Below are 12217 nucleotides of genomic sequence, written 5' to 3'. Positions count from 1 at the left end.
CATGGAAATGCAATTTATCGGATCTGTGGATTTATGCTCGGGTATTTCGGCAGTTTGCGTCTATGGAAAGCCGCGGAAATCGGATAAGATGATTCTGTTGTCAGGAGCGATCCTTTGACAGCGGAATCTTTTATTGTTGGCTCAAAAGTGAGACTGCTCAAGTAGAGCTTCTTGAACATGAAAGATAAATTATAATTCTATCAGAATGCGGAGATATCTGCAGAATACAGAGGAGGTCAGTATGCTGCACAGGGTGAAGCTGCGGAATGGGACAGAGGCTCCGGCGATCGGGCAGGGGACATGGTATCTGGGAGAGAACCGCGCTGTACGGGAGCGGGAGCTCGCGGGGATACGGCAGGGGATCGGCGCAGGGATGACGCTGCTCGATACCGCGGAGATGTATGGAAACGGCGCGGCGGAGTCGCTGCTCGGAGAAGCGCTGCGGGGTATGAACCGCGAGAAGCTTTACCTCGTCTCCAAGGTGCTGCCCGGAAATGCCGGAGGGACGCGGATGCGCCGCGCACTGGCCGGCAGCCTCTCCCGCATGGGGGTATCGGAGCTGGATCTCTACCTCTACCACTGGCGAGGGCAGTATCCGCTTTCGGAGACGGTGGGAAGGCTGGAGGAGCTGAGGCGGGAGGGGCTGATCCGCGCCTGGGGCGTCTCCAACTTTGACATCGAAGATATGGAGGAGCTGTGGGCGCTTCCGGAGGGACGGCACTGCCTCGTAAATCAGGTGCTGTATCACACCGGCTCCCGGGGCATCGAGTATTCGCTTCTGCCGTGGATGCGGGAGCACGAGGTGGCGCTGATGTCCTACTGTCCGCTGGCGCAGGCAGGGAATCTTCGCCGCGGGCTCTTCGAGAATGAGGTGCTGCGGGAAATCGCGGCGGCGCATCAGGCGAGCGTGCCGGAAATCCTCCTCGCGTGGAATATCCGGGATGGGCACACGATTGCGATTCCGCGCTCCTCTCGTCCGGAGCATACGCTGCAAAATGCTGCCGCCGACAGGATCACATTGTGCGAAGAGGAGCTTCGCGCCATCGACTGGGCGTACCCTGCGCCGACCCGAAAGCAGTATCTGGATATGCAGTGAGGAGCGCGGGGACAGGGAAGAGGGCAGGAGGATATAAAATGCGGGAGAGGCAATACGGGAGAGAAAGCGGTGCGGAAGGGCTGGAGAAGGGGAGCGGGGCTGTGCTATAATTTCAAGATGTGAATGATTTTGAAACGTTTCTGACAGGAGAGCTTTTCTATGGCAAATATCGCGCTGCTGGTTCCGAACGAGGAGATATTCCGACAGGCTCATGATGTGCTGCAGGAGCTGAAGAAGCGTATCGATTATATGAAGATTATAGAGACAGAGGCAGCGGTATCCGAGGCGCGGCGGGCGATCGCGCAGGGCGCGGAGATTATCATAGCCCGCGGGCTGCAGGCGACAATCATCAAGCAGTATACAGATGTTCCGGTGGTGGAAATCGTGCAGACCCGGCAGGGAATCGCGGATATGCTGGAGCGCGCCGGACGAATCGTCAGGAAGGAGGAGCCGCAGATCGCGCTGGTGATGTTCCGGAATATGAGCTGCGATACGGCAGGGCTCGGGGAGCAGTGCGGCGTCCGCCTCCGCGAATACTATGTACAGAATCCGGAGCTGCTTCGGGAGTCCGCAGTGCAGGCGGTTTCGGACAAGGCAGATCTCATCATCGGCGGTGCCACGGCGCTGCGTGCCGCGGAGGAAGCGGGACTCCCCTCACTCTACCTCGCGAATACGGAGGATGCCGTCGCGGAGGCGATTATGGAGGCATTCCGTCTGGCGGATGTCTTCGAGGGGAAAGGGACGAAGAGAGGCGAGGCAGGCGGCCGGCACGGAGTGCCGCGGCCTTCCGCACTGCGGGAGGAGCCCTTCGTGAATTTCCCCTATCGGAGCGAAAGGATGCGGGAGGCAGTGGAGACAGCCAGGCGTTTCGCGCAGACCGACTGTCCGAAGCTGCTTCTCGAGGAGCGGGGAACGCTGTACCATGCCTTCGCGTCTGCGATGCACAACCATTCGCGGTATGGCAGGGAACGTCTGCTGCAATACGACTGCGTCGAGGGAGAGTCGGCATACGGAGCATTATTCGGGAACGGCGGGCTCGCGCAGGAGGCTGCAAAGGGGACTCTGCAGCTTAATTTCATTGAGAATCTGGATCCGCGCTCGCAGAAAAAGCTCTTTCAGCTTCTGCTGCTGCGAAACATCATCGCAGTAGCGAAGCGCCCGGACTACGGGGATGCATTGCTTCCGGAGCTCTACGAGAGGCTGCGCGCCTTCTGTATCCGGATTCCCTCCCTTTCGGAGACGCCGGAGGACATTCTCTATCTGGCGGAGGTCTATCTCAGAGCAGGGATGGAGCGCTATGGGAAATATCTCGTGATGACGAAAAGCGCGGAGCGGGCGCTGGAGCGCCTGCCATGGCAGGGAGGCAGGCTGCAGCTCGAGAGCTTTCTGGAGCGTCTGCTACTTACGGCAGAACGCCGGAGCATACGGGATCGGGAGGTCGAGACGCTGTACTACGCGCTGTATGGGGAAGACAGCGAGGCAGGGCTTCATGCGGCGAGGGAGGCACGGGAGCGGGATACCGCCGCGGACAGAGAGCGGGAGCGTCTTCTCACAGTGCTTTCGGAGAATTTCGGGAATCGGGAAAAGACCGCCCGGCAGCTCGGGATCTCGAAGACGACGCTGTGGAGAAAGCTCAGGGAATATAAGATAGTATAGGCGCTTTCCGTCGGGAAGGCCGGAAGGGAGAGAGGATGGAATACAGAAGATTCGGGCAGCAGCTGGTCGTCAGGATTGATCGCGGTGAGGAGCTCATGACAGAGCTCCGCACGCTTTGCGGAAGGGAGCGGATCCGTCTTGCGGCTGTCAGCGGGCTGGGCGCCGCGGACTATGTGGATATGGGACTCTATGATGTGGAAAAGCAGGAATATCAGGGGATTACCCTGGAGCAGCCGCTGGAGATCACCTCGCTGACCGGCAGCGTAACGGAGGAGGACGGGAAGCCCTATCTGCATCTCCACATCAATGTGGCGGACGCCTCGGGCAGGGCATACGGCGGGCATCTCAGGGAATGCCGTATCGGCGGCACCTGCGAGCTCTTCCTGACAGAGGCGGCAGGCCATGTTTCCCGAAGAGCGGACTGGTTCTCCGGGACAGGACTGAAGCTCTATGATTTTTCGTGAGAATACGGGCGATCCGTCCGTGGAAAGGGGAAGACTATGAAGCTTTTATTTGCATCGGATTCGTTTAAGGGGAGTCTGCGCTCCGACAGAACCATCGAGCTCCTTGGCAGGGCGGCGAGGGAGGTCTTCGGAGACTGCGAGACCGACGGGGTACCGGTCGCTGACGGCGGAGAGGGGACGACGGAGGCGGTGGTCAAGGCAAGGAACGGAGAGATCATCCCGGTGACGGTGCACGGACCGCTGCTGGAGACGGAGCACGCCTTCTACGGCAGACTCTCGGAGACGGAGGCGATCCTCGAAATGGCGGCGGCATCGGGGCTTCCGATGGTGCCGGAGGAGAAGCGGAATCCGCTGTATACGAGTACCTATGGCACCGGAGAGCTGCTGAAGGCGGCGCTGGACGCCGGCTATACGGACATTTCCATCGCGATCGGCGGCTCTGCAACCAATGACGGCGGCATGGGCTTCGCCTCTGCGCTTGGTGTCCGCTTCTATGACGCGGCAGGAGAGCTGCTTTCCGGGAAGGGAGAGGAGCTGGAGAGAGTAGCGCACATTGACAGCAGCGGACTGGATCCGGCGGTGAGGCGTGCGCGCTTCACCGTGATGTGCGACGTGCGAAACCCGCTCTGCGGACCGGACGGCGCGACCTATACCTTCGGAAGGCAGAAGGGAGGGACGCCGGAGATCCTCGAGCGCCTGGAGAGGGGGATGCAGAACTATCGGGACGTCCTCATCCGGGAGTTCGGTGTGAATCCGGATGAATACCCGGGAACCGGCGCGGCAGGCGGACTCGGTGCTGCGCTGCAGGTCTTTCTCCATGCGGAGATGAAGTCCGGGATCGAGACGGTTCTGGATCTGATCGGCTTCGACGCGCGTCTTGCCGGCGTCGATCTGGTCATCACCGGCGAGGGCAGGACTGACTGGCAGAGCTGCTTCGGCAAGGTAATGCAGGGTGTGGGGGATCGCGCGAAGCGGCGGAATGTACCGGTGGCGGCGCTCTGCGGCTCCCTCGGCAGGGAGTATGAGAGGATCTACGCGCACGGCATCGGCTCTATCCTGACGACCGTAGACGGACCGATGCCTCTCTCGGCAGCGCTGGAAAATGCGGACGAGCTCTACTACAAGGGTGCGGTGCGGATGTTCCGTATGATCGCGCTGGGCAGGCAGATGAGGGCTTAAGCGCGCCGGCTTTTCCATTCCTTATAGATCTCGCGCTTCGAGACGCCGCGATCTTTTGCCGCCGCCTTCATGGCATCCATTTCAGACATACCCTGAGAGCGGTAGCGCTCGATATGCTCGCAAAGCGGCACATTTTCCCAGCTTCGGATCGCCTCCGCGCGGCGCTCCCGCAGGGATTTCCCCTCAAGCGCCAGCACATATTCTCCGCGCGGCTCCTCAATGCGGTATCTCTCGACGGCTTCGGTAAGCGTGGTGCGGAGCACCTCCTCATGACGCTTCGTGAGCTCGCGGCAGAGGGTAAGGCGGCGCGTTCCGCCGAGGACGTCGGAGAGCTCCCGGAGTGTTTGCCGGAGGTGGTGGGGCGCTTCATAGAGCAGTATCGTGCGGCTCTCCTCCCGAAGCTCCGCGAGGATGCGGGCGCGCTCCTTTTTATCCTGCGGCAGAAATGCCTCGAAGGCGAAGCGGCGTGTGCTGAGACCGGAAAGGGTCAGAGCGGTGACGACCGCTGCGGGACCGGGGAGGCTCGTGATCGGGACGCCTGCCTCCGCCGCCTGCCGGACCAGCTCCTCGCCGGGGTCGGAAATGCAGGGCGTGCCCGCGTCGGTGATGATCGCGATATTCTTTCCCCTCAGAAGCTCCTGTACGAGGGCGCGCGCCTTGTCGTATTTATTGAATTCGTGGTATGCCGTCATCGGCGTCCGGATCTCGAAGTGGTTCAGGAGCCGGAGCGAATTTCTGGTGTCCTCCGCCGCAATCAGATCCGCCTCCCGGAGACAGCGCAGTACCCGGAGAGTGATGTCCTCCAGATTTCCGATCGGAGTTGCGCAGATATACAGAGTTCCGGTTTCCATACCGCCTTCCTTTCCTTTTCCTTTTTTCCAGAAATGCTTCCTTAGGGCAGTGCCGATTCCATCGGGGAAGCCATGTGCCACGGCGCCCTTGGTACAGGACTTCCTTACTATAGCATCAAAGCGTGTATTTTGTGAAGATTTTGTGCATTGGCTTGCAATGTCAGGGGGCATTCGCTATACTAGCGTTTGCAAAAAAGGAGGCCGCCCTATGCGGAAAGAGGAGAATGGAATGAGACGGTTTGCGATCGTTTTGGCGATGATAATGATGACGGCGCTCTCTGTGAGCGCCTGCGGCGGGGAAAATGCGGCGGGGAATCCGCAGGGGAGTGCGGCAGGAGAGCCGATGGAGACGAGCGCGTCCGTGCCGGAGGAGACGAATCCGGAGAACGGACTGCCTCTGTCGAAGCAGCCGGATGCGACCGCGCCGGTGCTTGCCTCCATCATCGTATATGCACCGGAGAAAGACGGCAGCATCAAGGGACAGATGGAAGCGGCGGAGGAGCTGAACGGGGAAAATGTCGTGGCACTTCTGGTGGAGAAGGGGACGCTCGCAGAGGGTGCGCGCTTCGTCTCGTTGGAGGAAAAGGACAGCGACGAGACAGCTGCGGCGGGACCGGGTGCAGACAGTGCCGCTTCGATCAAAAACGGCACGGTAACGCTTTCCGGCTTCGCACCGGGCGCGGGGCTCGGTGAGGATACCGCGAAGCAGGCGGTTATCGATACCTTCCGGGAGAACTTCGAGCTGGGAGCGGTAGAGCTTCGCTTACAGTAGAAGTGCCGCGGCGCCGCTGCTGCGGGACGAAGCTGCCCGCAAAGGGACAGGGAGCCGCTGTTGTACAGCGGTTCCTTTTGTGTTAAAATAATAGCCATTGTTTTGCAGCTTATCGCCGCATTGCCGCGGCGGTGCAGAGGCGCGTTGCGCCCAGGTATCTTGAGAATCTGTCTTTCATTCGGGCGGAAGAAGGAAGTGAAGTATGGAAAAGAAGCCTTATTACATTACGACAGCGATTGCCTATGCCTCCGGCAAGCCGCACATTGGCAATACCTATGAGATTGTGCTGGCGGATGCCATCGCGCGCTTCAAGCGCTTCGAGGGCTATGACGTGCGTTTCCAGACAGGCACCGATGAGCATGGGCAGAAGATCGAGGAGAAGGCGGCGGCAGCCGGCGTGACGCCGAAGGAATATGTGGATAGGGTTGCCGCAGAGATCCGGACGATCTGGGATATGATGAATACCTCCTACGACCGCTTCATCCGGACGACCGACCCGGATCACGAGAAGCAGGTGCAGAAGATCTTCCGGAAGATGTATGACAGGGGGGACATCTACAAGGGCGCCTATGAGGGCTGGTACTGTACGCCCTGCGAGTCCTTCTGGACAGATTCGCAGCTGGCGGACGGCAGATGTCCGGACTGCGGGCGGCCGGTGCAGAAGGCGCAGGAGGAGGCGTATTTCTTCAGAATGTCGAAATATGCGGATCGTCTGATGCGGCACATTGAAGAGCATCCGGAGTTTATCCAGCCGGTTTCCCGCAAGAACGAGATGGTGAACAATTTCCTGAAGCCGGGGCTGCAGGATCTCTGTGTTTCGAGAACCTCCTTCAAATGGGGAATCCCCGTGGATTTCGATCCGAAGCACGTCGTATATGTCTGGCTGGATGCGCTCAGCAATTACGCGACCGGGCTGGGATTCGATGTAGACGGCAATTCCGACGCACTTTTCGAGAAATACTGGCCGGCAGACCTGCATCTGATCGGCAAGGACATTATCCGCTTCCATACGCTCTACTGGCCGATCTTCCTGATGAGCCTCGGGCTTCCGCTGCCGAAGCAGGTTTTCGGGCATCCATGGCTCCTGACCGCTGCAGGGAAGTCGGAGGAGGGCGTGAAGATGTCGAAGTCCCGGGGTAATGTCATTTATGCGGATGACCTTGTGCGTCTCTTCGGGGTGGATGCCGTGCGCTTCTTCGTGATCCATGAGATGCCCTTCGAGAATGACGGCGTGATTTCATGGGAGCTGATGGCAGAGCGCTACAATTCCATGCTCGCCAACATTCTCGGGAACCTCGTGAAGCGGACGATCTCCATGAGCAACAAGTATTTCGGCGGCGTTGTCACGAACGCCGGCATTTCCGAGCCGGTGGATGCGGAGCTTCGGGAGACGGTGCTCGCGGCAGTGCGGACCGCTGCAGCAAGGATGGAGGAGCTTCGGGTTGCCGATGCGCTGACTGCGGTATTCGAGATCTTCCGCCGTGCTAACAAGTACATCGATGAGACCGAGCCGTGGGTGCTTGCCCGTGAGGAGGAGAGGCTGCCGCGGCTTCAGACGGTGCTGTACCAGCTGACCGAGGCGATCACGATCGGTGCTTCGCTGCTTTCCAGCTTCATGCCGGAGACCAGTGAGGCGATCCTGTCGGAGCTCCATGCATCCGCGCGGAAGCTGTCGGAGCTTGACCGCTTCGGACTTTATCCCTCCGGCAATAAGGTTTCGGCAGAACCGGAGACGCTGTTCGAGCGGAAGCAGCTTTCCGAGGTGCTCGCAGCGGCAGAGAAGCTTTCAGAGCAGCAGAGCATCGGATCGCAGACGGAAGCGGCAGGGAGCAGGGAGACATCGGAGACGGAGATGCCGTCCGGGATCGGAGAGGATGGCGACGTGCTGCCGGATCGAAACGCGGTTGTGCTTCCGGCGAAGCCGGAGCTTGGCTATGAGGACTTCGAGAAGCTTCAGTTCCGCGTGGGTAAGATCCTGCATGCGGAGGAGGTGAAGAAGTCAAAGAAGCTGCTCCTCTTCAGAGTGCAGGTCGGCACGGAGATCCGGCAGATCCTCTCCGGGATCAAGTCCTCCTATCGGCCGGAGGAGCTGGTCGGCAGACGCGTGATGGTACTCTGCAATCTGAAGCCGCGTATGATCGCGGGCTTCGAGTCGCAGGGCATGATCCTCAGCGCGGAGGATGCGGAGGGCAGACTCAGCGTGATGACGCCGGAGCGGGCGATGCCGGCGGGAGCAGAGATCTGCTGAGCCTATGGCGAGCTACCAGAGCGTTCTGAGCAGCCGGAAGGGCATGGGGCTGTCAGGGACAGGACTGAAGGTTCTGGCCCTGCTTTTCATGACTGCGGATCATTTCGCTGTCATTATCATACAGAACGGCAAGCTCTACGGCTATGTGCCGGAGTATTATGAGATGGCGATTGCGACGCCTCTCGGACAGCGCTGGCTCCTTGTATACCGGATCTGCAGGCTGATCGGGAGACTCGCCTTCCCGCTCTTCGCCTTTCTGCTGGTCGAGGGCTTCCTGCGGACCTCCGATTTCTGGCGCTATTTCCGGCGGATGCTGCTGATGGCACTTGCTGCAGAGGTTCCCTATGACCTTGCCTTTTTCAATGAAACCTATCATTTCGCGGTGCAGAATGTTGGCTGGACCTTCACAGTGACCCTGCTTGGACTCTATGGGATGAAGCGCTTTCGCCGGCATACGCTGCTCAGCTGGGGCGCACTGCTTCTCGCGGCGCTTGCAGCGGAGCTCCTGCATTTCGAGTACGGCGCGGTCGCGGTGCTGTCCGCGGGGCTTCTTTACCTTTTCCGAAAGGAAAAGGGGCTTCGGATGCTGAGCGGGGCGCTGGGCGCGGCACTCAATTCCTATGAGAGCTGCTGTCTGGGGGCGCTGGCGTACATTCTGATTTTTTTCTATAACGGAGAGCGCGGACGCTTCCATAGCCGCTGGTTCTTCTACCTCTACTATCCGCTGCATCTCCTGATAATGTACCTGATGATTTATGTAGGAGCGATGATTACCACATGATTTTTGATACGCATACACATCTGAATGACGCGTGCTTCGATCCCGACAGGGAGGAGCTGCTCCGGCAGCTTCCGGCGCGCGGGGTCGGCGCCTTTACGGAGATCGGCTACGACCTCCCGAGCTCCGAACGGGCGCGCGCGCTCGCGGAAGCCCCCGCATGGGAGGGAACGCTCGAGATTTACGCGGCGATCGGCCTGCATCCGGACAGTGCTGAGACGGTGTCGGAGGAGACGCTCTCCGGGCTCTGCAGGCTCGCGGCATCGCCAAAGGTGGTGGCAATCGGCGAGATCGGGCTGGACTATCATTATACCGACAGCGCGGGACCGGAAGCGCAGCGGCGCTGCTATACAGAGATGCTTCATCTCGGGAGAGAGCTGGGGCTCCCGGTCGTGCTCCATTCCCGGGACGCGGCGAAGGACACCTATGAGCTTCTCGTCCGGAACAAGGGCTATGAGAACGGCGGTATCGTACACTGCTTTTCCTATTCTCCGGAGGTGGCGGAGCAGTATGTGAAGCTCGGGATGCATATCGGGGTGGGCGGTGTGCTGACCTTCCCGAACGGCAGGAGGCTGAAGGAGGTCGCAGCGCGAATTCCGCTCTCCTCTATCGTGCTGGAGACAGACTGCCCGTATATGGCGCCAACGCCGCTTCGGGGCAGTCGAAACGAGCCGGGCAATCTATGCTATGTCATAGAGGAGCTTGCCCGGATCAAGGGTGTCTCTTCGGAGGAGGTGCTGCGGATTACAGAGGAGAATGCACGGAGGGTGTACCGGATTTCGCGTTCGCCCGCTTGACAGGGGACTTATACAGTATCCCCATGAAAACCTCGGCAGCACAAATCCTATAAGTCCTGCGCGCTGCTCCGCTTCTTCGAAGCTCTCGCATCGCTGACAGGTATTCGCACTTTCGCGATGTTTGCACATCGCTTCGTGCTCATACCTGTTGTCCTGTCAAATGTCCGAACGCTCGCAAAAGCAAGCTTGCCTCGCGTTCGCCCGCTTGACAGGGGACTTATACAGTAAAGAGCGGCGCTGTCCGTGGACAGCGCCGCTGCATAAAAACCAAACAAGCCTCTGAGACGGCTCCACCCAGGAAATCTCACGGCACATGAGAGCATCCTCTTAGTGCTGCTATGTTCCCATCCTGACACGGTTCGCGGCGTCCCATTGCGTGGGGCCCAGACTTCACCGCCATCTCAAAGGCAAAATTGAGTATACCGTAAATCCGGGGAAAAGGGAAGCCTTTTTTCGGAAGGGAGAAGAAGCACGCCCGAGGAACCCGAAGGGTCGGGGCAAAGGGAGAATACGGGAGTATCCATGAGTTTTTCAAGCTTGATTTTTGTGGCGGCATTCCTGCCGCTGTTCCTCGTCAGCTATACGCTGGTTCCGGGGGGGGAGAGGAAGAATACGCTCCTTCTTCTGTTTTCTGTACTCTTTTATCTCTTCGCGGGCATCCCGTATCTTCTGCTTCTCCTTGCAGAGACTGCGCTGGTCTTCTGGATCGCGAAGAAAATGGAGCGGAACGCGGAGAGCTCCACAGCGAGGAAGGAAGTATCGGAAGTGGAGCGCTGCACAGAGGGGAAAGAGGCATCGGAAGCGGAGCGCTCCGGGGAGAAAATCGAGACAGCGGAAGCGGACAGCGCGAAGGAGGAGCGGCGAAGGAGCAGGCTTCTCTGGCTGGGGATTCTCCCGGTGCTGCTGCTTCTTGCCTTTTTCAAATATTTCAACCCGCTGACGGAGCTGCTCGGAGAGAGCCGTCTCCCGCGGCTTGCTCTGCCGCTCGGCATGTCCTTCTACAGCTTCAAGCTCCTGTCCTACCTCGCGGACTGCTGGCAGGGGCGCTGCGGGGCGAAGCGCTATCGGGAGTTGCTGCTCTATGTCCTGATGTTTCCAGAGGTCTCGCAGGGGCCGATCACGCGGCTTTCTGAGCTTTCGGAGGAGCTTTCGGAACGCAGCCAGAGCTGGGGAGATGCCGCGGAGGGGCTCTTCCGCTTCTCGGTCGGGCTGGGAAAGAAGACGCTGCTCGCCGATCATGCGGGAGCGCTGGCGGAGCAGCTGCTCCCGCTGGACTTCCTTTCGGCGGGAAGCACGGTTTCCGGCGGCGCGGCATGCCTCGCTGCGCTCTGTTATATGCTTCAGCTCTATCTGGATTTTTCGGCATATTCCGACATGGCGATCGGACTGGGACGGTTCTGCGGCTTCCATTTTCCTGAGAACTTCAATTATCCCTATGCGGCGCGTTCCGTGCGGGACTTCTGGCGGAGATGGCATATCTCGCTCTCCGGCTTCTTTCGGGACTATGTCTACATTCCGCTGGGCGGCAACCGGGCCGGCTTCGGGAGGATGCTCCGGAATTCACTTGCCGTCTGGCTGCTGACCGGCATCTGGCACGGAAGCAGTATGAATTTCGTACTCTGGGGTCTGTATTATTTTTTCTTTCTTACTATAGAGAGCCTGCTTCGGAGGTGGAGCCGATCTGCGCGGGGCGGCAGGCTTCGGGAGCTCGGCGCGCATCTTCCGAAACAGCTGCTGTCCCTTCTCGCGCATTGCTATACCCTGCTGGTGGTTTATTTCGGCTGGGTGCTGTTCCGCTTCTCGGATTTCAGAGCGCTCAGGGCGGCGCTTGGGCGGATGCTCGGCTTCGGGGGCGGTGAATTTCTGGATTCCTTCACGTGGCTTATGCTGCGGAACAATCTCTTCTTCCTCCTGCTCTGTCTCATCGCGGCGACACCGCTTATGAGGCTGCTGGGGAACCGGATGCGGAGCTCGATGAAGAGAGCGGAGGATCTCCGTCGGAAGTCGCTCCGCAGACAGCGGGAAACGCAGGAGACAGCGGACTTCGCGGATGACAGCCTGGAGGGGCTCCTGCCGCAGGAGCTTCCGGCAGAGACTGCGTTTTCCGCGGATACCCATTCGCAGGCGTATCAGAGGCTCAGGCGGAAGATCCGGCGGCGGCGCGGGGAAGCAGAGAGAGCGGAGGCGGTGTACTATCTGGAGCGAACCGTGATCGCACTCTGCCTGCTGGCGCTTTCCGTGCTGCAGATGGTGGGGAGCAGCTATGTGCCATTCCTCTATAATCAGTTTTGATTCCGAGGCTGAGGGTCTGCGATTCAGGGAAACATGGATGGAACCGAAGCAGCTGCGATGCCATGGCATGCGGGATCCGTGTTT

At 59.7% G+C, this 12217-nt stretch carries 10 protein-coding genes and 1 other RNA gene; 9 read left to right on the top strand and 2 right to left on the bottom strand.

Annotated elements, in window-relative coordinates; genetic code table 11:
- The first annotated feature begins 241 nt into the window (after positions 1–241).
- The 4 genes from HW273_RS10080 (at position 242) to HW273_RS10065 (ending at position 4395) form a co-directional block, all read left to right on the top strand.
- Positions 242–1096 carry an aldo/keto reductase gene (locus tag HW273_RS10080; RefSeq protein ID WP_179012029.1) on the top strand — a complete coding sequence of 285 codons (855 nt, stop codon included), beginning with the start codon at positions 242–244 and terminating at the stop codon, positions 1094–1096.
- Positions 1097–1255: 159 nt separating this feature from the next.
- Complete coding sequence (locus HW273_RS10075; protein ID WP_179012028.1) at positions 1256–2752, top strand: PrpR N-terminal domain-containing protein; 1497 nt, start codon at positions 1256–1258, stop codon at positions 2750–2752.
- 35 nt (positions 2753–2787) lie between these two features.
- Complete coding sequence (locus tag HW273_RS10070; protein WP_179012027.1) at positions 2788–3216, top strand: PPC domain-containing DNA-binding protein; 429 nt, start codon at positions 2788–2790, stop codon at positions 3214–3216.
- A 36-nt stretch (positions 3217–3252) separates the two neighbouring features.
- Positions 3253–4395, top strand: a complete 1143-nt coding sequence (locus tag HW273_RS10065) for a glycerate kinase family protein (protein ID WP_179012025.1) — start codon at positions 3253–3255, stop codon at positions 4393–4395.
- Here HW273_RS10065 and rsmI read toward each other — a convergent pair.
- A complete protein-coding gene (gene rsmI, locus HW273_RS10060; protein WP_179012024.1) occupies positions 4392–5246 on the bottom strand; it encodes a 16S rRNA (cytidine(1402)-2'-O)-methyltransferase in 855 nt (284 codons plus the stop codon). The two genes, HW273_RS10065 and rsmI, sit on opposite strands and share 4 nt — an antisense overlap.
- A 229-nt stretch (positions 5247–5475) precedes the next feature.
- Between rsmI and HW273_RS10055 the strand changes: the two genes are divergently transcribed.
- From HW273_RS10055 to HW273_RS10040, 4 genes are all read left to right on the top strand, one after another.
- Positions 5476–6018: a hypothetical protein gene (locus tag HW273_RS10055; RefSeq protein WP_179012022.1), complete on the top strand. Its 543-nt coding sequence runs from the start codon at positions 5476–5478 to the stop codon at positions 6016–6018.
- Positions 6019–6220: 202 nt separating this feature from the next.
- Positions 6221–8266, top strand: coding sequence for a methionine--tRNA ligase (metG, locus tag HW273_RS10050; RefSeq protein WP_179012021.1), 2046 nt, complete (start codon positions 6221–6223; stop codon positions 8264–8266).
- Positions 8267–8270: 4 nt separating this feature from the next.
- Positions 8271–9047: a TraX family protein gene (locus HW273_RS10045; protein ID WP_179012019.1), complete on the top strand. Its 777-nt coding sequence runs from the start codon at positions 8271–8273 to the stop codon at positions 9045–9047.
- Positions 9044–9841, top strand: coding sequence for a TatD family hydrolase (locus HW273_RS10040; protein ID WP_179012018.1), 798 nt, complete (start codon positions 9044–9046; stop codon positions 9839–9841). Before HW273_RS10045 ends, HW273_RS10040 begins: the two co-directional genes overlap by 4 nt.
- 267 nt (positions 9842–10108) lie before the next feature.
- Here HW273_RS10040 and ffs read toward each other — a convergent pair.
- Positions 10109–10275: signal recognition particle sRNA large type (gene ffs / locus HW273_RS10035), an RNA gene on the bottom strand.
- 88 nt (positions 10276–10363) lie between these two features.
- Between ffs and HW273_RS10030 the strand changes: the two genes are divergently transcribed.
- Positions 10364–12133, top strand: a complete 1770-nt coding sequence (locus HW273_RS10030; RefSeq protein ID WP_179012016.1) for an MBOAT family O-acyltransferase — start codon at positions 10364–10366, stop codon at positions 12131–12133.
- Positions 12134–12217: the final 84 nt, after the last annotated feature.

This window comes from Oribacterium sp. oral taxon 102, from assembly GCF_013394775.1.
Classification (GTDB): Bacteria; Bacillota; Clostridia; order Lachnospirales; family Lachnospiraceae; genus Oribacterium.
The sequence above is the reverse complement of the archived record's forward strand: the minus strand, read 5'-3'. Positions and strand labels throughout refer to the sequence as shown.